The organism is Acinetobacter sp. WCHAc010052, assembly GCF_002165295.2.
Classification (GTDB): domain Bacteria; phylum Pseudomonadota; class Gammaproteobacteria; order Pseudomonadales; family Moraxellaceae; genus Acinetobacter; species Acinetobacter chinensis.
Map to the genome: position 1 here is coordinate 1,444,939 of NZ_CP032143.1, position 21,263 is coordinate 1,466,201.

19 protein-coding genes are annotated in these 21,263 nt (G+C 39.1%); 14 read left to right on the forward strand and 5 right to left on the reverse strand.

Going from position 1 to position 21,263, the window contains the following annotated elements; translation table 11 throughout:
- Positions 1–46: 46 nt before the first annotated feature.
- A complete protein-coding gene (locus CDG61_RS07120) occupies positions 47–622 on the forward strand; it encodes a sugar O-acetyltransferase (protein ID WP_087550286.1) in 576 nt (191 codons plus the stop codon).
- A 109-nt stretch (positions 623–731) separates the two neighbouring features.
- On the opposite strand, the gene CDG61_RS07125 is transcribed toward CDG61_RS07120, so the two are convergent.
- The 4 genes from CDG61_RS07125 to CDG61_RS07140 all read right to left on the reverse strand — a co-directional run bounded on the left by CDG61_RS07125 (position 732) and on the right by CDG61_RS07140 (position 3,723).
- Positions 732–1,211, reverse strand: coding sequence for a hypothetical protein (locus tag CDG61_RS07125; protein WP_087550285.1), 480 nt, complete (start codon positions 1,209–1,211; stop codon positions 732–734).
- Positions 1,212–1,220: 9 nt separating this feature from the next.
- On the reverse strand, positions 1,221–2,204 hold the full coding sequence (locus CDG61_RS07130; RefSeq protein ID WP_416240710.1) for a linear amide C-N hydrolase: 984 nt from the start codon (positions 2,202–2,204) through the stop codon (positions 1,221–1,223).
- A 77-nt stretch (positions 2,205–2,281) separates the two neighbouring features.
- Positions 2,282–3,037 carry a hypothetical protein gene (locus tag CDG61_RS07135; protein WP_087550283.1) on the reverse strand — a complete coding sequence of 252 codons (756 nt, stop codon included), beginning with the start codon at positions 3,035–3,037 and terminating at the stop codon, positions 2,282–2,284.
- 89 nt (positions 3,038–3,126) lie between these two features.
- The gene (locus CDG61_RS07140) at positions 3,127–3,723 is read right to left on the reverse strand and encodes a carbonic anhydrase (RefSeq protein ID WP_205671801.1); all 597 of its coding nucleotides are present in this window, start codon (positions 3,721–3,723) and stop codon (positions 3,127–3,129) included.
- A 96-nt stretch (positions 3,724–3,819) separates the two neighbouring features.
- Between CDG61_RS07140 and CDG61_RS17735 the strand changes: the two genes are divergently transcribed.
- From CDG61_RS17735 to CDG61_RS07200, 11 genes are all read left to right on the forward strand, one after another.
- Entirely contained in the window at positions 3,820–3,942 is a 123-nt protein-coding gene (locus tag CDG61_RS17735; protein ID WP_265936251.1) for a hypothetical protein, read from the forward strand.
- Between the two features lie 469 nt (positions 3,943–4,411).
- On the forward strand, positions 4,412–4,825 hold the full coding sequence (locus CDG61_RS07145; RefSeq protein WP_087550282.1) for a surface-adhesin E family protein: 414 nt from the start codon (positions 4,412–4,414) through the stop codon (positions 4,823–4,825).
- Between the two features lie 10 nt (positions 4,826–4,835).
- Positions 4,836–5,303 carry a hypothetical protein gene (locus CDG61_RS07150; RefSeq protein ID WP_147387777.1) on the forward strand — a complete coding sequence of 156 codons (468 nt, stop codon included), beginning with the start codon at positions 4,836–4,838 and terminating at the stop codon, positions 5,301–5,303.
- Positions 5,304–6,263: 960 nt separating this feature from the next.
- On the forward strand, positions 6,264–6,461 hold the full coding sequence (locus CDG61_RS07165; RefSeq protein ID WP_087511513.1) for a hypothetical protein: 198 nt from the start codon (positions 6,264–6,266) through the stop codon (positions 6,459–6,461).
- A gap of 425 nt (positions 6,462–6,886) precedes the next feature.
- A complete protein-coding gene (locus CDG61_RS07170; protein ID WP_087550278.1) occupies positions 6,887–7,090 on the forward strand; it encodes a hypothetical protein in 204 nt (67 codons plus the stop codon).
- 138 nt (positions 7,091–7,228) lie between these two features.
- Complete coding sequence (locus tag CDG61_RS07175; RefSeq protein ID WP_087550277.1) at positions 7,229–7,660, forward strand: I78 family peptidase inhibitor; 432 nt, start codon at positions 7,229–7,231, stop codon at positions 7,658–7,660.
- A 110-nt stretch (positions 7,661–7,770) separates the two neighbouring features.
- A complete protein-coding gene (locus CDG61_RS07180) occupies positions 7,771–8,145 on the forward strand; it encodes a hypothetical protein (protein WP_087511523.1) in 375 nt (124 codons plus the stop codon).
- Between the two features lie 140 nt (positions 8,146–8,285).
- Positions 8,286–8,555: a hypothetical protein gene (locus CDG61_RS07185; protein WP_087511525.1), complete on the forward strand. Its 270-nt coding sequence runs from the start codon at positions 8,286–8,288 to the stop codon at positions 8,553–8,555.
- Between the two features lie 281 nt (positions 8,556–8,836).
- Complete coding sequence (locus CDG61_RS07190) at positions 8,837–11,476, forward strand: bifunctional aconitate hydratase 2/2-methylisocitrate dehydratase (protein ID WP_087550276.1); 2,640 nt, start codon at positions 8,837–8,839, stop codon at positions 11,474–11,476.
- 62 nt (positions 11,477–11,538) lie between these two features.
- Positions 11,539–13,656, forward strand: coding sequence for a hypothetical protein (locus CDG61_RS07195; RefSeq protein WP_087550275.1), 2,118 nt, complete (start codon positions 11,539–11,541; stop codon positions 13,654–13,656).
- On the forward strand, positions 13,649–13,864 hold the full coding sequence (locus tag CDG61_RS07200; protein ID WP_087550274.1) for a hypothetical protein: 216 nt from the start codon (positions 13,649–13,651) through the stop codon (positions 13,862–13,864). The genes CDG61_RS07195 and CDG61_RS07200 overlap by 8 nt, the downstream gene beginning before the upstream one ends.
- 87 nt (positions 13,865–13,951) lie before the next feature.
- On the opposite strand, the gene mqo is transcribed toward CDG61_RS07200, so the two are convergent.
- Complete coding sequence (gene mqo / locus CDG61_RS07205) at positions 13,952–15,595, reverse strand: malate dehydrogenase (quinone) (protein WP_087550273.1); 1,644 nt, start codon at positions 15,593–15,595, stop codon at positions 13,952–13,954.
- A gap of 367 nt (positions 15,596–15,962) precedes the next feature.
- Here mqo and CDG61_RS07210 point away from each other — a divergent pair, with 367 nt between their 5' ends.
- Together CDG61_RS07210 and CDG61_RS07215 are read left to right on the forward strand one after the other, a co-directional pair.
- Positions 15,963–18,317, forward strand: coding sequence for an AAA family ATPase (locus CDG61_RS07210; protein ID WP_087550272.1), 2,355 nt, complete (start codon positions 15,963–15,965; stop codon positions 18,315–18,317).
- A gap of 597 nt (positions 18,318–18,914) precedes the next feature.
- Positions 18,915–21,155 (forward strand): DUF6351 family protein, encoded by a 2,241-nt coding sequence (locus CDG61_RS07215; protein WP_087550271.1) that lies wholly within the window; start codon positions 18,915–18,917, stop codon positions 21,153–21,155.
- Positions 21,156–21,263 lie beyond the last annotated feature (108 nt).

Genomic DNA, 21,263 nt, shown 5'->3' on the forward strand with positions numbered 1-21,263 from the left:
TTATCGGCAGATTTATGAGCCTGATTAAGTGAGAGATTGAGTGGAAATGAACGAAATACAGAAAGCTGCTGCGGGGCTTTTATATGATGCAAATTTTGACCCAGAAATTCTGAAAATGCGGTTAAAAACAAAACAGACTTTGTTTGAGTTTAATCAGACTCCCCCTGAGAAGCAGGAAGAACGAAACAGCATTTTGAAAAGTCTGTTTGGAAAAATTGGCAGCAGTTTTGTGATAGAAGGTCCAGTTCATTGTGATTATGGCTTCAATATTGAAATAGGGGATAACTTCTATGCCAATGTCAATCTGGTAATCCTGGACGGTGCAAAAGTTACGATAGGGGATAATGTATTTATTGCTCCAAATACAGGTATCTATACTGCGGGGCATCCACTTGAAAAAGACTTGCGTAATCAAGGACTCGAGTATGCCAAACCGGTTCATATCGGTAACAATGTCTGGATTGGTGCAGGTGTATCCATCATGCCAGGTGTAACGATTGGTGATGATACAGTGATTGGTGCGGGTAGCGTGGTCACTAGATCCATACCATCAGGTGTGATTGCTCTAGGGAACCCATGTAAAGTTCTGAAGAAAATAGCGAGCACAGATTCTCAGACATGAAACTTTGTTAATGATGAGGGATCAGTTTTTTAAGCCATCAGGCAAAAAGAAGACAGTAAGCATCTGATATAAAAAAACCCTCATCAATATGAGGGTTTTTTATCAGGGATCAGTCAGCTTTATAGTATTTGACCAGTTCCTGAAAGACCGGTGCTTTGACATCATCTTTAACAATATGTCTTGAAATAACACCTTTATCAGTATGAATGTTCATTAAGATGCTGGAAGAACCACCAAGCTGTGCAACCAGGTTGACTGGAACCAGAACACTGTTGCGTGATCTGTTCGCTTTAAATGGTCGATCAATCTCAGTAGGACCTGTCACATTAAATGGCAGGCTCTTCTCACCATTGGTAAATACCACTTTCTGAATATTGTAGGAAGTATGCGCATCATTCAGGCTTATTTTCACTTTCAGTACATCTTTGTGGGTTTCATTCCACACGACTGTCAATACAGGGCAGAGTTCAGCTGGCTGACAGATCAGCAGTCCTTTAGTCCCCAGATTGGTGTTGTCCTGAACATGAGTGGTCGCACAGCCTGTAATGAGCAGCATACTGACTGGTAAGTACCATAGTTTATTCATCATAATTAAGTTCTACTGTATACCCAGGAATTGAAATGGCTGAGCTGTTTTGAAAGAAGCATTCGCCTTACCTGCATATACTTTAGCCTGATCTGGGCCAAGTTCAAGCTTTTTTGTCTGGCCATCACTGAAATTGATGTCTTTTAAATCAACCCAGAAAACATTCGGTGATACCGCAGACTCAAAGAAATAAAGCTGTCTTTTGTGATCGACGACTGTACGCCAGCGGGTAGAGGAAATATTGGGTTCTTCTTCAGTGTTCAGACCAAAAGGAACTGAAGTGTTACGTATCACACTGAATACACTGGCAAGTGAGTGTTCAGGTGTCGCATCTTTGGGAATTGCATTGATATAAAAAGATGCACGGGCAAAACGGTCTGCCGCACGGTTTGTTCCTGGCAGCATGGTTGTTCCACCAATCTGCCCCCAATAGGTATTCAGGGCGAGCTGCTGGTCAAAAGTCGGGGAGTTGGTCATCACCTGGTATTTACGGTTATGGTGAATGACCTGTTTACCGCTGATATATTCAATAATTGCACTGTCACCGCTTGCATCTGAAATGGACAGATGAAGTGTTGCCAGACGTTTTTCACCAGGAACCTGGTCAGTTACAACCATGAAGGGTTCTTTTTCAAGCGCTTTAATCGCTTCGTCGACTGTTGCAAAGTTATCCAGTACATACTGTGCCCAGAGGGAAATGCTCAGAGGTGGTTTTTTATTATTTTTTACATCTGGATATTCTGATTCAACCAGCCACAGCAGGTTTGCAGCCAGACCTTTCTCATTGACTCCATCTGTGGTGGATATGTCATAACCGGTCGCAACGACACTGCCATATTTTGAAGTCCACTGAATGGATTTTGGACCAGCCATACCTGTACGTTTCACGTTGTTCGGCAATATCCATAAACTGGTTCCGACATCACTTTTCCAGTCCATGGATCGGGCTGTCATGACATCGTTATTGCCCAGATAGACAACGCGTGTACATGCCATGGTCAGCTCTGCTGCAATAAGAAGCCCCGCTGCAAGGAGTGCTTTTTTTAAAGATTTATTCATTATTTAACCCTTTATTAAAAAATTGGTAAGTTAATGCCTATAACAGGCCCTTTCTGAATAATGTCCCAGTGAAAATTACCTGACTTATAATCCTGCTCCAGGTAACGGTAACCTGCTCTCAGATTGATATGCCTGTTCATGACAGGAATACGGTATCCGGCGTAAGCATGAGCAGAAACTGTGTTTTCAGTGCCGAATGTAATCTCAGATGCCAGATTCCATGGACTGTTAAAATTATATTTAAAACGTGTACCCCAGAAAAATTCATCCCATGACTGATCCGCTTTTACGGACTGATTTAAAACGGAGAGTGTTGCTTTAGCCTCTGTGTGGTGAATACCTACAGTGGGTTCAACGATCAGTCTTGGCTGATTATTCTGTGCTGTTTCTGGAGATATATAGGCCTGATAATAAATACCGTATCTGTCCTGATTGAGCTTTGTATTCAATGCGACAGGTAATTGCAGGGCATGTTTATTCTGTGATGTTTTAACAGTCTGCTTATCGGTATAAAATCCCCATAATCCTTTACTGATATCTGCATGAACCATAAAAGCACTGTCCAGCTCTTTTACAGTTTCTTTAAATGGCTGATCCACATCATATCTGATATGCCCCTGGTTAATTGAACCATCCACATCTGCTGCAAATGCATACAGGTTGATATACAGTTTTGGTGAGCCCTGAAATGTGTCTGAAAAGCTGCCGGCGGTGGCAACCTGGCTGCAAATGACAGCCATTGAAAAAAATAAATAAGATTTAAAATGCATTAAATTCTCCCCATTTGTATATTTTTTTACCATACGTTGAATATTATGAACAGGACTTAATTCATCAATTTTAAATGATCTTACTGAATTTACAGTGTAATTGGCTGGGGTATGGCTATAATGTCTTTTTCTAAATCCATCCATGTAATATAGCCACTGGCAATGTCATAGACGGCAGGAAGAACCTGAGCATCCTGTTCAATTTTAGCCTGATGTGTTTTGAGGGCAGTGTTCAGAAGCCGTGCTGTAACTAATGTATGGTTTCTGATGGAATCTTCAGCTGTACCGTTAAGGATCAGATTTTCATCAATCTGGGTGATCAGATCCTGTAATGGACCTTTCATTTTTTTATTTTCATGAGCAGCTGTCACCGCACCACAGCAAGTATGACCAAGAACAATAATTAAAGGTGTTTTCAGATGCTGTATCGCATACTGAATACTTCCCAGCACAGAGGTATCACTGACATTACCTGCGTTCTGTATGACGAACAGACTCCCCAGGCTCTGGTCAAAAATGATGTCTGGAGAAACTCTGGAATCTGAACAGCAAAGGATAACAGCATAAGGATTCTGAGCTTCCGAAAGCGTCTGGAGGTCATGGTGCAAAACATTATTCATTTTATGCTGAATAAAGCGTGCATTGCCTTCCCGTAAAATATTCAGCGACTCTTGCCATGTTCTCAATTTTCAGTCCTTTTTGTATTTTAACTGTTGAATAACCTAGCATAAATGATGCAGTTTTTTATAGCACTTATAAAAAGTGTGGTTGAAGGTCTGTAGATGCGACTTGATGTTAAGACATCAGAAATTGATGCTGGTTATGCCGATGTTATTATAGGACTATACAAAGGCAGCAAGCCTATGCGTGGGGAAATAGCATTTAAAGAAATACAGCTTTTATAACTGGAAGTTACAGTCGCATGGAACAGGGTTTTGATATAAGTCATTTTTATTCAGGTCTTTGAAGCATATTCAGGCTGTTGAAAACGTTCTAACTTAAAAAACAGGTGTGGAATCTGTGGGTTGAATTTGATATGAGACTCAACATGACGAATGTTGATGCTACTGTATCAGTGAGCAAAGTGAGTCCAGGTCGTTATTGCTTTTACACAAAGCGAAGGTGAGCAGATTCACTGAACAGTTTGAACAAGCCATAAAACAGTTCAGTGAAGAATTCACTTTGGTATGCATGACAGAAGAAACTTGAAAAATATTATAAAAATAAGTACAGCTAAGCATCCTGGTTAACCTGTCAATAGTCTTAAAGTTTATTGAAAGATGGACTTTTTTGTTGAATCAGAATTGGTTAGGTTGGATTTTGTGTTGTATAATCCTTTGTATTTTTTAATAAAATACTTTTTCAGGGGTTGTTGTGTTGAAATTTTTTTTGGGTGTGCTGGTAGCGGGTATTTTTTCGACGAATGTAAATGCTGACTGGGAAAGAGTCGGAAGCAGTGATGAATATTATTATTATGTTGATACGGATAAAACCCGGAAAGCCTCAGAGTATGGAAAAACCTACCTGAAAGTCTGGGGAAAGCAGGTTGTCTATAATGATATTACTAAAGATGGTTTAAGTGTGGATGATTATTCCATATCGTTGTGGCATATAAATTGTAATGAATTGACTATAGGCATGAAGTCATACAATGAATATAAAAAGAGCGGAAAATTGCTGAATTCAGATCATAATTCTTATGTCACGATGAAAGATGTTATCCCGAATTCCATTGGTGAATCAATTTTAGAAAAATCATGCAAAGCCTTTGAAACACCATCTTTTTGATATCTGATAGTTGAGAAAAGATATGAAGGCAATATTATCAGGCTGTTTGCTGACCGCATTTTCTTTAAATGCAGTGGCAGATTCGTCATATGAGCAGTATAAAGTACAAGTACGTAATCAATTGGTTGAATGTCTGGAAGATCCTGAAAATAATAAATTTTCTGCTGCATACAATGCCTGTTTGCTTAAGGCAGCAGATGATTTTATTGGTAAAGCAGATATCGAGTATAAGTCGGCGTACAAAAAAGCGAATGAGTATGAAAAGGATAATCTGATAAAGAACAGAAAAATTTATGTGAATGTTTTTAAGGCTTGTGAAAATTTCCAGAATCTGAGTTTTGATGGTTTTGGTAATGAAGCTGCCTGTAAAATTACAGTAGCTAAAAATTATTTAGGTTCTTTAACTAACTCTGCAGCATCTTTGCCGGATGACTGGACAATCGCAAACAGGGTGGATAAATACTTTATTGGATACTGAATATAAAGCCACCTTTGGGTGGTTTTATGCATGAGCAACAACATAAGATATATTTTATATACATCTTTATTGAAAGTATATATAATTATAGCCTGCTTAACAGCATCCTGTATCAGCGCAAATGATAAAGGCGAAGCTCCGTAGATCTCTATGGAGCTTTTTAATGTCTGAGATCTGAACGTAATTTGATCGTCGATCGTTTATAAATTTTCAAAAACTATCCATTAGTCTGCTGTTCGAAATTTAATAATCGGGTGAGCAAACCATCTTCAGTTAAACCGATGAATAAAAATATTAATGTAACAAGATAAATTAACCACTCGCCAATTCCTATATTCATGTAGTTTCTACGGAGATCCTTTTCAAAGAAAAACACTGCAATCACAGCAACAATGCAAAATATAGCAAACATTTTAAATCCATATATTTTTATATTTAGAAAGATGAACAGCTTAGTGTAATTTACGAGCGGAATCATTATGCCATCATGTGGAGATGCATGTACTGGTGTTCCAGGTGGTGTTGGAGTAGGTATGTGTTCAGCAGAGTGGCAATTAAAAACGGTACAACATTCTGCCATCAGGAATATGCAAACCTTCAGGGAGGATGGGATATTTTTCTTCAAGTGTGATTTTAGTCTGTATGAGTTATCACAGACTATCCATCCAGAGTGGGGGTATTCACTGATGTTTTCATCACTGAGTTGGGTTGCAGATACCCATGTGATTTATGTCTGCATGTACAGCTGGCAGGCTAAGTGATTATAAGTTTCATGTTTAATTATTATTAATAAATATAAGGAGGAAATGAGCGCTGAAGTTGTTGTTGGCTAATGAGATACGAAAGGTGAGATGAATTTGCATACAGTTAATATTGTGATTTAATTCACTTTTAAGTGTTGATTAGTTTGTTTGTTATCAATATAATGCGCAAACTTTGTTATGTATTGAGGATTTTGAGATGGATACAATTTTATGGGATGAAGAAAATACTTTTCCTGAAAAGATTGAGTCTTTTAAGAAGTTCTTAAAGAAATACTTAAGCTCAGTGAACAGTACAGATATTCTGGAAAACAAGCCATTTAACTATGACGCTGAAAATGATGAGTTTTTAAACTCAGATATTCAGGAATATTATGAGCTTTGGCAGATGGCTTAGTGCTTAGCTGACCGTATTCCAGATTTAAAGTTTATACCGCCTTCAAGGCGGTTTTTTTATACTTGTCTGTCCCGTATCTTAAATGGTTAAGGGTATCGCCGATATTGCAGGCTGAGTTTGAGGGAATTATAGATCGTTGTGCCGGAAGTGAAACTGAACTTATGCCAGAATGTAACAATACAGTGGCAGATGCTTTTGTATCCTATGCTACAGCGAATACTTAGCTGTACATTGTCAGGATGCTGTATATTTTTGAGAACACAGGGCTTAAGAATGGAGTAAATATAGCAATTGATAACAAGTACCTGAGTTGTCAGGATGAAGAAAACCTATGAATAACAGCGAATGGATACCTAAAATCAATAAAACCATAATAAAAGTATGTGTATAGTAAATGGACATGTAAATTCAGAGTGATATTCACCATGCCAGCTAAATTTGTAATGCGTTTCGCAGCGATTTTATTTTCAGTTCTAATTTTAGTGGCTCTTGCTATTCAATTTTACTTTGATCCACACTATACCGTGGTCTTCTGGATTTTTGCCATGCCATTCATTTTAGGTGCTCCAATTTTAGCATCTGTAGTTTTAACTAAAAATGAAGAACTGGATATTCATTCAGTTAACTGAAATGACGTAAAAACAGTTTTCAATGCAACAAAGCCCATCAATTGATGGGCTTTGTTATATGACATTGAATTTTGCAAAACCTGTGCGGTTTTTTAAAGTATATTGGCTATGTCAATATTTTAGTAGAAGAAATATTTTATGAAAAAATTCGTAATGCTTGGATTGATGATTGCAGCTGTTTCGGGTTGCAGTACTGTGCAGAAAAGTGAAGACAAGCCTGCTTTGGGTATGGCAAATCCTGCCAGTACATACTGTGTTGAACAGGGCGGTAAGCTGGAAATCAGAAAAGAAGCCAGTGGTGAAACAGGTTATTGTCATTTACCAGATGGTCAGGTCGTTGAAGAGTGGACACTGTTCCGTGCAGCACAGAGTAAATGCGTCTCTGAACAGGCGACAGCTCTGATTGGTCAGCCAAAGTTAACAGAAGCTCAGATTCAGAAAAAAACGGGTGCGAAGACAGTACGCTTAGTACAGCCAGGACAGCCTGTAACCATGGATTACCGCGAAGACCGTGTCACTGTGACGGTTGACCCTGAAACTGGTAAAGTGGTTCATGCCAGTTGCGGTTAATTTTTTCAGTGATAAAAGCCCAAATCTGGGCTTTTATTGTATTTAAAGTTGATAATGATTCTTCATTTGCCCGTTATTTTGAGTAAGATAGTGCGCAACAGGAGAGATATATGAAAAAGTTGATTAGCTTGAGTACGGTGGCAGCCTTAGTGCTGGTTGCTGGGTGTGCTGAGAAAAAGCCTGCAACACCAGAAGAAATCTGGAAAGGTTACTGTACCAGTATTGGCAATGCAGCACGCACGATTGTACTGGACCGTCAGAATGGCATCCTGTACAAAGAAGCGGCTGACTATGCAGCAAAAGTTACCGACCCTACCACCAAAGGTTTTGTAACAGAATATCTTGAAAAAATTTATGCTGTACCAGAAGCAGAGCTTAAAGCTGACAGAAATGCGATACAGGAAAAATTCCGTGCGCAGGCATTTGAACAGTGTCTTAAGTCGCCACATGATCCGAAAAAAATGCCTGATTATAAACCGTTCTGATGAACGGTTTTTTTATGTAGGATTCATATTGCTGAACTGAAAAATGCACGCCTTTGATATTGATATTGCGCACCAGTGTAATTGTGATACAGTGGATATGCTCATAAAATAATCAATACAGAGTGAAAGGGAGTAGTGCTATGGAAGTGATAGGATATTTACACAATGCTGACCTTATTCTTGAAGGTGAGCAGGGTATGGCAATTATTGGTGGCAGCAGTTATGTACTGAGTCTGGGTGATAAAGTCATGATCAGACAGTGCATAGATCAGGATGCACATATCTATCAGGTACAGATTTCATTTGCAGGTGCAGAGCACAGTATGTTGCACGATGATGAAATTTTAATAAAATTTGAAGGCTGTAAAGACAAATTACAACAGTACATTCAGGCAAGCACAGTACACTAAGGTTGAATATCTTAAACTGAAGAAAAAGGGCAACATGGGTTGCCTTTTTTAATGAATGAAAAATACAGTCAAAAGTTAAGACCGTTTTGGTGAAATTGCTTAAGATTCAGCAATTATGATGAGCATCATTTAGTTAGAAAATAATGGGCATCACAAAGAAACACTTTCTGTGCATTAACTTTTGACTGGATTTTTAGTAAAATTTGATAGTCCATATTGCATGTAAAGCTTTTACTAAGCTGGAATTTACAGGCAATTTTTTAAAAAAGAGGAATAACACCGTGCTAGAAGCTTACCGCCAACACGTTGAAGAACGTGCCGCACTCGGAGTCCCACCGAAGCCACTTGACGATGCTCAGACTGCTGACCTGGTTGAATTATTAAAAAATCCACCAGCAGGCGAAGAAGCATTTTTAGTTGATTTGCTTGAAAACCGTGTTCCTGCAGGTGTTGACCAGGCTGCTTATGTTAAAGCTGCATTCCTGGCTGCTGTCGCAAAAGGCGAAGCTGCATCTCCATTAGTATCTAAAGAACGTGCTGTTTACTTACTGGGTACTATGCTTGGTGGTTATAACGTAGCTCCTTTAGTTGCATTACTTGACGATGCTGCACTGGCGGGTCTTGCTGCAGAAGCGTTAAAGAAAACTCTTCTTGTATTTGATGCGTTCCATGACGTTGCTGAAAAAGCAAAAGCGGGCAATGCAAATGCACAGGCAGTTATGCAATCCTGGGCTGATGCTGAATGGTTCACTAGCCGTAAAGACGTTCCAACTGAAATCAAACTTACTGTTTTCAAAGTAACTGGCGAAACAAACACAGACGACCTGTCACCTGCACAGGACGCTTGGAGCCGTCCAGATATTCCATTACATGCAAATGCAATGCTGAAAAACGTACGTGACGGTATCAACCCAGAAGTTCCTGGTGAAGTTGGTCCGTTAAACCAGATTAAAGACCTTGTTGCTAAAGGTAATCAGGTTGCTTACGTTGGTGACGTTGTTGGTACAGGTTCAAGCCGTAAATCAGCAACTAACTCTGTTCTTTGGTTCTTTGGTGATGACATTGCTCACATCCCGAACAAAAAAGACGGTGGTTACTGCTTAGGTTCTAAAATCGCTCCGATTTTCTTCAACACTATGGAAGATGCAGGCGCGTTACCAATCGAAATCGATGTTCAGAACATGAACATGGGTGACGAAATCGTTCTGAATATCGATCACGCTGCTGCAAAAGTAACTGCATCTAAAAACGGTGCTGTGATTGCAGAAGCTGAACTGAAAACTCCAGTACTTTTAGACGAAGTACGTGCGGGTGGTCGTATCAACCTGATCGTTGGTCGTGGTCTGACTACTAAAGCGCGTGAAGCTTTAGGTCTGCCAGTATCTACTCTGTTCCGTACACCAGTTCAGCCTGCTGCAACTGGCAAAGGCTTTACTCAAGCTCAGAAAATGGTTGGTCGCGCTTGCGGTCTTCCTGAAGGTCAAGGTGTACTTCCAGGTACTTACTGTGAACCTAAGATGACGACTGTTGGTTCTCAGGATACAACTGGTCCAATGACTCGTGACGAACTGAAAGACTTAGCTTGCTTAGGTTTCTCTGCTGACTTAGTGATGCAGTCTTTCTGTCACACAGCTGCGTATCCAAAACCAGTTGACGTTCAAATGCAACACTCGCTTCCTGATTTCATCATGAATCGTGGTGGTGTATCACTACGTCCAGGTGACGGTATTATCCACTCCTGGTTAAACCGTATGCTTCTTCCAGATACAGTTGGTACTGGTGGTGACTCACATACTCGTTTCCCAATCGGTATTTCTTTCCCAGCGGGTTCTGGTCTTGTAGCGTTCGCTGCTGCAACTGGTGTTATGCCACTTGATATGCCTGAATCTGTTCTTGTTAAGTTCAAGGGTAAAATGCAACCTGGTATCACTCTACGTGACCTGGTACATGCAATCCCTTATGTTGCGATCCAGCAAGGTGACTTAACTGTAGAGAAGAAAGGTAAGAAAAACATCTTCTCTGGTCGTATCCTTGAGATCGACTTAACAGAAATGGAAACTGACTTAACTGTTGAGCAAGCATTCGAACTTTCTGATGCGTCTGCTGAACGTTCTGCTGCGGGTTGTTCAATCACGCTTTCAGAAGAGAAAGTTGCTGAATACCTGAAATCAAACATCACTATGCTTAAGTGGATGATTTCTGAAGGTTATGGCGATGCACGTACTATGGCGCGCCGTGTAGAGAACATGGAAAAATGGTTGGCAAATCCATCACTTCTTAAAGCTGATGCTGACGCTGAATACACTAAAGTGTATGAAATCGACCTTGCGACAATCACTGAGCCAGTTCTTTGCTGTCCAAACGATCCAGATGATGCAAAACTGTTATCTGACGTTCAGGGCGTAAAAATTGACGAAGTATTTGTTGGTTCTTGTATGACTAACATCGGTCACTTCCGTGCAGCGGGTAAACTTTTAGAGAAAGTTCCTGGTGGTTCTTTATCTACCCGTCTTTGGTTAGCTCCTCCAACTCGTATGGACGAGCGCCAGTTGATGGAAGAAGGTTTCTACAATACTTATGGTAAAGCTGGCGCTCGTACTGAAATGCCAGGTTGTTCATTATGTATGGGTAACCAGGCACGTGTAGCTCCGAACACTACTTGTGTATCGACTTCTACCCGTAACTTCCCGAACCGTTTAGGTCAAGGTGCTAACGTTTACTTAGCTTCTGCTGAACTTGCTTCTGTTGCTGCTGTACTTGGTAAATTACCAACTCCAGAAGAATATCAACAGTATGCAGCTCAGATTGACAGCATGTCTGCTGACATCTATCAATACTTAAGCTTCGACAAAATGGAAACATATACTGACGCTTCTAAAGACGTTGATACTAAGAAAATCGCTGCTGCTCAATTAAGCTAATTTATTGAAAAATAAATTAAATTGAGTTACAAATAAGGGCTGATCATTCAGCCCTTATTTTTATGCAAAATTATTATGAAAAAAAATTTGAATCTCTCGTATTTGAGTTTGATTCTGTGGTCGCAAAAGAAAAAATTGTAGAAGAGCTTTTATATAAAAGTTCACAGCCAAAATTTGAAAATTATAAAAATAAATTTGATATGTTTTGGCAATCAAATTTTATAAACTTACTTACAGAAGATAATGTAAGGCATGAAAATTATATTCTCGCATTAAGCCAATATATACGGTTTGGCATTACTAATAAAAATATTTGTATAAATTATTTAAAACGAAATATTCAAAGTTTTATTTTATCGGTGCGTTATTCAGGGTTAATCCTTCGATCAGATCATAATTCGTGGTGTGTTCTAAATGAAATTGAACAAGAAATAGAAAATGAAACACTACATGCTTTTTTTCAGACAGTACAATATTTACAATCACAATATAAGCATCGACTAGAAATTTATGAAGATATAAAAAATAAGCTTAATATAGGTCAAGTCACTGCTATGGTTTTTGGCAGTTTATATGCTTATGAGTATTTGATACCTAATCAAGATTATTTTGATTATTTACCTTATCAGTTTGACACAATCGAAAAAAATTCAGCGGAAACAGTTTGGAAAGCTTTTGATGAGATTGTTAAAACATCTAATAAAAATACTAGAAGATTAACTGAACAATCAATAGCTTTAGCTTTAAAAAATAAATTAATGCCTTTTTTGATTGATGAGGGTATGACCTTACCGCTTCAAGAGCAATATGAACTTTATAAAAAACTTGTGGCTATTAAAATTGAGATTATTAATTATAAAAGAAATGTACTAGAGTCGTTTTGTTTTGATAAGCAGGTAAATTACAAGCTAAACAATTCAGAACTGATTTATACAAATACAGAAGAGAATAAGGATAATTGGTCAGAGAAAAATGTGTTATTAATAAACTATTGGTTTAGTGTTGGTGCTGAAAAATTACTAAATTCTGATGCAATATACAGCATTATAAATACGGGTGATAATTTAGAGGCTAATGCAGTTGCACTATCAAAAGCGTTTGGTATACAAGAGCAGTTATCTAAAGTTTATGGGGTCTCACAATTCAGTATTAATAATCAAAAGCTCGATGCTTATGAAACAATGATCACCATGACTTTGTCACAAGCTCATTATTTTAAAGATCATATAGAAAAATTTATGTGTTTTTTACCTAATGCAAAAAGTAATTTGCATGCATTAGCACAGATGACTATGCATGGTTTTGTGATAGGTGAAAATAGAATGCCTTTCACATTTGCCAAGCATGAAGATAAGATACAAACAATGTCTTCTTGGGTAAAAGGAAGTTCAAATACTGTCAAAAAAAAGAAAATGGCTCAAATCTTAACTTTTTGGAGTTGTGATTTATATCATGAGAATGATATTTCTACCTTTCAACAAAAGCCATTCTATAAAATTGATGATTTTATTTTTCAATTTCCTTGGTTAACAGCATTTCAAAATGTGAACACAATGATGATTAACTATGTTCGTAAACTTCATAAAAATCGTTCAGAGCTTAGAAGTGAAACTGATAATATTGAATTAAATCTGGCTGATAAATTTAAAAATGCTGGATTTCAAGTGTTTTGCCAATATCAGCCTCAAGATAGAGAGGTTGGTGAGATTGATCTTATAGCGCTATACGATAACAATGTGATTGTGGCAGAGGTTAAATCGACATACATTAAAAGCAGTATTCAAGAAATTTACGAATATAGAAACTTCACTTTAAATAAGGCAGCTTATCAACTATCAAAAAAAGTAGCCTACGTCAGAAATGAATTTTTAAAGCAATATTTTGATAATGTAGATGATGTGAAAATTCACTCTTGGATTATAGATACAACTTTAGAATTTGATCATCAGTATTTTGGTAATCATCTTAAAATATCTATGGATGAAATAATTATATCCTTAAATGGAAAAGTTGATTTTATGGATTCGATTGTAGATGGTTTATTGGATGAAGAGGGGGTTGTAAATAATATTGATCCTCTTAAGTTTATTAATGATATTGAGGATGATAAATTTTGGACACATCAAATTGGTAATTATGATGGTTTTATGAATCGGATGTTGAGTAAATTGGATGTCTAAACAATCCCGATTCCTCTGTATAGGCGGTTTCCTCAACGGAACACAAGTCAAAGACCAAGGTGACAGCTTTGTCTGTATTGAAAATGGCAAACAAATCACTTATTTCAAAAAAGAGATTTTCAATCAGGATGCTTGGGATCATGATTACTATGTCTGTGAAACAACAAGTGATTTAGACCCTAAAAAATGGGTCTATGACATCGAGTAAGCATTTTAAAAGTAAATTTTAAAAGTGAATTTAAGAAGCAAAAAAAGATGAGCAGTTGCTCATCTTTTTTATTGAAAGGCTTATATATTACTGAGCATTCGCCACAGCAGGTGTACTTACAGTTGCATCATTGGCAGCTTTACGTGTAGGCGTATAGTTCAAACCAAGTGTAGAACTGGTATAAGTACGAACCTGATCAAGCAGAGCAGGGTTAGCATTCAAATCCTGTTGATACGATTTTACAATCTCATGCAACTTAGGATTCCACTTACCTTTAACCTGTTCAGGGAACGCTTTTTCCATCAGATTCAACATAATATATGGCGAAGTTGAAGCACCAGGAGAAGCACCTAATAAAGCTGTGATCGAACCATCTTTAGAAGCAAAAATTTCAGTACCAAACTGTAAGGTTGCATCCTTACCTGGAACTTTCTTAATGATCTGAACACGTTGACCACCCTGGTTCAGTTTCCAGTCTTCAAATTTTGCATCAGGATAATATTTTTTCAATTCATTGAACTGATCTTTTTGAGACATCGCAACCTGGCTGACTAAGTATTTCACCAGATCAAGATTTTCAATACCAATCGTTGCCATTGGGATCACGTTGTTTTTATTGGTTGCATCCATCAAATCAAACTGAGAACCATTTTTAAGGAACTTGTTTGAATAGGTTGCAAATGGTCCAAACAGAACATATTTTTTGCCATCAATATAACGTGTATCAATATGCGGAACTGACATAGGAGGCGCACCTAATTCAGGCTTACCATAAACTTTTGCAGTGTGTTGTGAAGTCACCGCAGGATTATCCGTCATCAGGAAAATACCGCCAATCGGGAAGCCCGCATATTGTTTGGTTTCTTCAAGACCCGTCATTTGTAAAAGTCTGATTGCAGCACCGCCCGCACCGATAAATACATGACGGGTTTTCACATGGCTGACAGATTTATCTTTCAGATTTTTAAATGTAACTGTCCAGGTCTTATCCGCATTTGGACTGATACCGGTGACTTCAGTTGAAGTTTCAACTTTAAAGTTAGACTGTTTTTGTAAATGGTTAATTAACTGAGAGGTAATCGCACCATAGTTTACATCTGAACCGACTTCCATACGTGTTGCAGCAACTTTCTGATTCGGATCACGACCTTGCATGACCAAAGGTGCCCATTGCTTAATCTCAGCAGGGTTTTCAGTATACTTTAAACCCTCAAACATCGGGCTTTGAAGCATCGCTTCATGGCGTTTTTTCATATAAGGAACGCTGTCACCCCAGACAAATGCAATATGAGGAACAGGGTTGATAAAGCTTTTAGGCTCAGCTAAAACGCCATTTTTAACCTGATAAGACCAGAACTGCTTACTGACTTCAAACTGTGAAGCAGTATCAATGGCTTTTTTAATATCCACTTTGCCATCTGCTTCAGGTGTGTAATTCATTTCCATAAAGCCAGAATGCCCCGTACCTGCATTATTCAAACCTGCAGAACTTTCCTGAGCGACCTGGTCCAGTCGTTCATACATCTGGATTTTCCAGTCAGGTTCCAGCTCATTCAGGTAAGTACCTAAGGTTGCACTCATGATCCCGCCACCAATCAGAACCACATCTATAATTGGTTCATCATTTTTAGTAGTAACGGTTTTCGAGGCGATAGGGCGAAACAGGAAGACAAGACCGAGCAGGAGAACAATAACGATCAAAATGATCAGGTATTTTAAAAATTTCTTCATTTTTATGGCAGCTAGTGACTGAGTATAGTTTGTAAATAATAATAAACAGAAAGCGTATAAATTGTGAACTTATGTAGGTAATGTGTTTAAGTTAAACTAAATAATTGGAATGTATAGGTTATTTGTGAACAGGAGAAATATTGAAAAACTGCTGATGCAGGAAAGTATACAGCTCACTTTCTGCAGAATATAAGCCCTGTTTTTTATAAAAAGGGGAAAGGATGGCTTCTTTTTAAAAGAGTGATTAAATATTTTTAATCGATGATTTAGATAAATTAAATAATTGAAAAATAAGTATATTAAGCTGTGAAAAGCGTAAATTTTCACATATTATTACAATGGGGAATAATATTTTATCGGTTGAAAAATGACAAATTTAGATACGGAAAAGACGGGATATCTGATTCAGCAGTACGATAAAGCTGTCGCTGAACTGGAAGTACAGACAAAAAAATACTATGAACTTGAAGCTAAAGCAAAAGAGTATTTACCGGCAGTTGAGCAGGCAGCACGCAGTGCTGAGCATAAGCTGAAAAATTTATGCGAACAAAAAAGTGCTGATCTGGTTAAACAGGCCAGCAGTGAAAGTTTAACAAAATCTCTGACCCTGGTACCTGCATGCAAATATCCATTTGTAGCCTTTGTAGTCGGACTGATTCTGCTTTTCGGAATCCCTTATTTTCTGGGTAAATTTTTCGGACTGATTGTAAGCATTGGTATATATGTCTGGCTTGTAAGAACTGGAATGAAAAAACAGGGACTCTTAAATACAGCGAAGCAACGTGAATCTATTCAAAAACTGAGTACGTTTCCAGTTTTACTGATGCATTTTTCTGATAAAGAAAGCAGTGACAGTACATTTCCATATCTGGCTGTTCGCGCACCGGTAAAAGAGGGTGAGAGTAATACGACGACCTGGAAAATGGACAAACAGTATGGCGATCTGAAAAATGCAGATTTTCTTGTGATCAATTCTTCAGCATCCGTAAACAGTGAATTTGCTTTTGTTCATATACCTGAAAATCAGGGGAAACCGCAGGTTATTGGTGTTAGAGCTAACACGGATGGCTGGGACTGGTCTTTATACTGTGAGCTTATGGAGCAGCTGGGTACTCAGACCAGAGATGAGATTAAAGCGATTCAGAGCTATGCTGAACATGCCGAAGAAAGTGGTCGCGCAGGGCAGCAGGTTGATGCTTTATTGCAGCGTATTAAAACTTTAAAAGAAGTTGAAATAAACTGGTCAGATGTTTCAATTGAAGAAGAAACGCTGGACCGTATTTTAAAACTGGTTGATTTATTTATTTCAGGGCGTAAGCCATCGCCAAAAGGTGTATTGCTTTATGGTCCACCCGGAACAGGTAAAACCCTGATTGCCCGTAAACTGGCAAAACATGCAGACTGTCATTTTGAAGCTGTCAATATTGCAGATTTAAAAGCCGGGCACATTGGTCAGACTGCACCAAAAGTGAAAGAGCTTTGGAAGCGCTGTCGTGAAAATGCACCGACCATATTGTTTGTAGATGAATGTGAAAGCGCATTTGCAAAACGTGGTGGTGTTGACAATGACAGCTTCGGTAATGAACTGGTTCAGACTTTTATTTCTGAATGGGATGGTTTTAATCAGGCAGCAGGTCAGGTTTTTGTCATTGGTGCGACCAACCGTTTTGATATTCTGGATACAGCAGTATTGTCCCGTTTCACATCAACTGTTGAAATTGGTCTGCCAAGTGATAAAGAGCGTCGAAAAATTCTTGAAAATGAATTCAACCAGGCTGATTTCAAGCTGGAAGTATCCGATGAGCTTGTAACAGAAACCACTGGAATGTCTGGACGGGATATTCATACACTGGTTGCGACCCTGGTTGCTGAAAATTTCAATTCAGACCTGGATACCGATAAAATTGTTGAGCAGGTGCGCAAGCTGAGAGGCAAGTCTTCAACGCAGATCAAGACTCTATCCTGGGAAGATATTATTCTGCCTGAGCAGTCATTAAATGAGTTTATGAACCTCGGCAAAGAATTACGCAACTCAGAACGTCTGGAAAAAATGGGGATTTCCACGCCTAAAGGTATTTTACTTTATGGTCCGCCAGGAACAGGTAAAACCCAGATCGCGCGTGTTTTAGCAGGTCAGTCGGGTCTTTCATTTATAGCAGCGGCAACTTCAGACTTAAAAGCAAATTATACCGGTCAGTCTGGTTCAAAAGTGAAAGCACTGTTTGAGCGTGCGCGTTCACAGGCACCCTGTATTGTATTTATAGATGAAATTGATATCGTTGCAGGTTCGAGAGGTGGCAGTTCTGATGGATTTGTTCAGGAGATTGTTGGGCAGTTGCTTCAGGAAATTGATGGTGTAGCCAGTAAAGCTGGACAGGTTTTCTTACTGGCAGCGAGTAATCACCCTGACAATATCGATTCTGCTTTGCTTTCCCGCTTTGAGCGCAAAATTGAAATCGGTCTGCCGGATGAAAGTTCACGCGCTAAAATTTTAGCTTTATTGTTGCAGAACAAGCCTGTGGATTTTGATGTTGTAACTGAGGCAGAAAATCTGGCAGCTATCACAGCAGGGTTGTCAGGTCGTGACCTGAGTTCACTGGTGACACGTGCGACACGTAAAGCAGTAAGCCGTGCAATGATGGATGGTGATGATATTGAGAATATTAAAATCAGTATGGATGATTTAAACAGTGTTTCCAGGGAACTGGAAACAGAAGAATAAACTGTACTGTCAGGACTTCAGAACAGATATTGTGTTGAAAATACAATATCTGTTTTTTTAACTTTTTGATTTGCAGATTATAAATTTCAGGCATTAAAAAGCCCCATATTTCAGGGGCTGATCGTACCACTCGCGTGATACTCATATAAGGCTCATCTCATACTGAAGGTATTAAAGCACAATTGTTCCAGTAAGTCATCAGGAGCTGTTTGGAAGTAAGAGGTTTATTCAATTGCCTGCTGCATAATTTCGATCAGATTCAGGATTTACGCTTACAGAAGTTGGATCTGATAATTATCTGGATTAAAAAACAACCAAAGTAACAGAACTGTAATAAAGAAAAACATAATTATTTTATATATATTATTTTTCACTTAATAATTCCTGTTTTGTTGGGCAGTCTGAATTGTCCGATCTGCTCAGTCACAGCTTTAAAAGTGATCATAAATGTGATTCATTTTGCTTATTAAATAAAAAATGAGCTATTACATTAAATAACAATAAAAAAGCACGATTGCTTAACGCACTTATTATGCTTAATAAGCGAACAATATAAATAATTAATTTAAAACAAATAAAGCAATGGATGGTTGAGTTATGAGCAGTAAATATACATTACATGCCTTAAATCTGGCAGTCTGTGGATTTTTATTAAGCGCCTGTGGTGGAGGGGGCAGCGGTGGTTCTGGTCAGGGAAATTCTGCTGCTGAAAATGGAAAAACTGAAAAAGAAATGGTGGAAGTTTTATCTACACGTCCTGATCTGGTCACAGACAATGATGTGCTGATTGCACTGGATCTGCCTGTTGATGCTGCTTCATCTGAGTATCAGGTCATATTAAACGGCAAAGACATCACATCACTTTTTAATAATTCTGACAAGGCTGCTTTGCTTCAGGGGCTGAAGCAAGGGGATAATCAGCTGAATGTCAGTACCGCTAAATACTTTCAGAATCTGGTTCTGACCAATCACAGTACAGATGGACCTGTCTTATCAGGACCTCAGTTAAATCCGTGGACATGTACAAATGGGTCAACGGATGCATCCTGCAATAAGCCAGTGCAGTACAATTATTATTATAAAGACAAGGTCGGTCTGATTCAGAAATACAATACTTCAAAACCGCCGGCAGCAGGTCTGATTGCTACGGCAACAACGGATGCAGGTGTAACGGTTCCTTTTATTATCCGCGAAGAAGTAGGTTATCAGAACCGTGATGAATACCGCTATGCGGTGCTTTTTGATCCGTCCCGACCGTGGACAGCACTGCAACCCCAGGCGCAGTTCAATCATAAACTGGTGGTGACGCATGGTTCCAGCTGTGGAACAGATTATCAAAGTGGAACATCTCCAACAGTGATTGCGACCTCCGCAGCTATTTTACCGGACATAACGGTAACTGCGCTGGGACGAGGCTTTGCTGTCATGTCTACTGCACTTTCCAACAGTGGACATAACTGTAATTTAGCTGTTCAGGCAGAATCACTGATCATGGCAAAAGAACGTTTTGTTGAGCAGTATGGAAAACTGCGATATACCATTGGGCAGGGCTGTTCAGGCGGTTCACTGGCAGCCCAGTGGGTTGCAAACGCATATCCTGGAATTTATCAGGGAATATTACCGACCTGCTCATTTCCTGATGCCTGGAGTACAGCATCACAGTTTGCTGACTACCATCTGATGATCAATTATTTTTCAAAACCCTTACAGACCGGTGCATTATGGGCTGAATGGGAAATTGCCCATGTTGAAGGACATGTATCTCAGTTAAACAGTTATATCAGTGAACTTGCACAGTTTGAAGTCGCCCGCCCTGATGGAGCGTGTAATGGAATTTCTGAAAGTCAGCGTTATCATCCTGTGAATCATCCTGCGGGCGTTCGCTGTTCCATTACAGATGCTGCTATCAATATGTTGGCGCCACGCCCAGAGCAGATCTGGTCGGACAATGAAAAAAGGCTCGGACGCGGTTTTGCGGGTTTACCGATTGACAATGTCGGAGTTCAGTACGGACTGGACAGTGTGATGAATGGCGTGATCAGTGCGGAAAAATTTGTACTGCTGAATGAACGTCTGGGAGGGGTCAATATTGACATTAAGGATGTACCTCAGCGTCTGGAAGCAAACGAAGGTGCATTAAGAAATGCTTACCGCACAGGTCTGATCAATGTTGCCAATCACCTGGATAAAGTGGCAATCATTGACTGCCGTGGTCCAGATGAAGGCTTATTCCATGATGCCTACAGAGCTTTTGCTGTACGGGCAAGGCTTGAAAAAGCACATGGAAATTATAACAACCATGTTATTTATGGTGGAATTCTGGCATTGGTTGCAGATCCGAAATGTCTGGAAGTCAGTTTTACTGATATGGATCGCTGGTTGACTCAGGTGGAAAAGGATAACAGCGCAGTACCTTTGGCTGAAAAGCTGACCAGAAATAAACCAGCTGATATAAAAGATTCGTGTATGAATGGAGTGGGTGGCATTGACCGTTCGAAGCTATGTTCAACCACACTGCTACCAGTGCACAGAACCCCTCGGATGGTTGCAGGTGACAGTATGACAACCTATGCAAATAAATGTCAGTTGAAACCGCTCAATACTTCTGATTATGGCAATAAAGTCCGCTTTACAGATACTCAGCTACAACGCCTGAAAGCTGTTTTTCCGGATGGCGTTTGTGATTATACAAAAGCACCTGTCGGTTTCAGTAATACTGAGGCATGGTTGAGTTATCAGGACAGACAGGGGCGGGTTATTTATGGTGGGCAGCCATTGCCATCGGTGGGCAGTAAGTCTGCACGTGGCTGGGCTTCAGGAGCATTTCAGCTGTTTTGAAATATTTAAAGTTGATCTTTGACTGTTTAAAATATGAAAAAGGCTGATTGTTCAGCCTTTTTCATTTATGTGTCTGTTGTCTTTGCACATGAAGTTTTCACATGATTC

What these genes read in the sequence shown, in the direction of transcription:
- CDG61_RS07120 (WP_087550286.1), top strand. Translation starts at nt 47, where the DNA reads ATGAACGAAATACAGAAAGCTGCTGCGGGGCTTTTATATGATGCAAAT.
- CDG61_RS07125 (WP_087550285.1), bottom strand. Translation starts at nt 1,211, where the DNA reads ATGATGAATAAACTATGGTACTTACCAGTCAGTATGCTGCTCATTACA.
- CDG61_RS07130 (WP_416240710.1), bottom strand. Translation starts at nt 2,204, where the DNA reads ATGGCATGTACACGCGTTGTCTATCTGGGCAATAACGATGTCATGACA.
- CDG61_RS07135 (WP_087550283.1), bottom strand. Translation starts at nt 3,037, where the DNA reads ATGCATTTTAAATCTTATTTATTTTTTTCAATGGCTGTCATTTGCAGC.
- CDG61_RS17735 (WP_265936251.1), top strand. Translation starts at nt 3,820, where the DNA reads ATGCGACTTGATGTTAAGACATCAGAAATTGATGCTGGTTATGCCGAT.
- CDG61_RS07165 (WP_087511513.1), top strand. Translation starts at nt 6,264, where the DNA reads ATGGATACAATTTTATGGGATGAAGAAAATACTTTTCCTGAAAAGATT.
- CDG61_RS07170 (WP_087550278.1), top strand. Translation starts at nt 6,887, where the DNA reads ATGCCAGCTAAATTTGTAATGCGTTTCGCAGCGATTTTATTTTCAGTT.
- CDG61_RS07175 (WP_087550277.1), top strand. Translation starts at nt 7,229, where the DNA reads ATGAAAAAATTCGTAATGCTTGGATTGATGATTGCAGCTGTTTCGGGT.
- CDG61_RS07180 (WP_087511523.1), top strand. Translation starts at nt 7,771, where the DNA reads ATGAAAAAGTTGATTAGCTTGAGTACGGTGGCAGCCTTAGTGCTGGTT.
- CDG61_RS07185 (WP_087511525.1), top strand. Translation starts at nt 8,286, where the DNA reads ATGGAAGTGATAGGATATTTACACAATGCTGACCTTATTCTTGAAGGT.
- CDG61_RS07195 (WP_087550275.1), top strand. Translation starts at nt 11,539, where the DNA reads ATGCAAAATTATTATGAAAAAAAATTTGAATCTCTCGTATTTGAGTTT.
- CDG61_RS07200 (WP_087550274.1), top strand. Translation starts at nt 13,649, where the DNA reads ATGTCTAAACAATCCCGATTCCTCTGTATAGGCGGTTTCCTCAACGGA.
- mqo (WP_087550273.1), bottom strand. Translation starts at nt 15,595, where the DNA reads ATGAAGAAATTTTTAAAATACCTGATCATTTTGATCGTTATTGTTCTC.
- CDG61_RS07210 (WP_087550272.1), top strand. Translation starts at nt 15,963, where the DNA reads ATGACAAATTTAGATACGGAAAAGACGGGATATCTGATTCAGCAGTAC.
- CDG61_RS07215 (WP_087550271.1), top strand. Translation starts at nt 18,915, where the DNA reads ATGAGCAGTAAATATACATTACATGCCTTAAATCTGGCAGTCTGTGGA.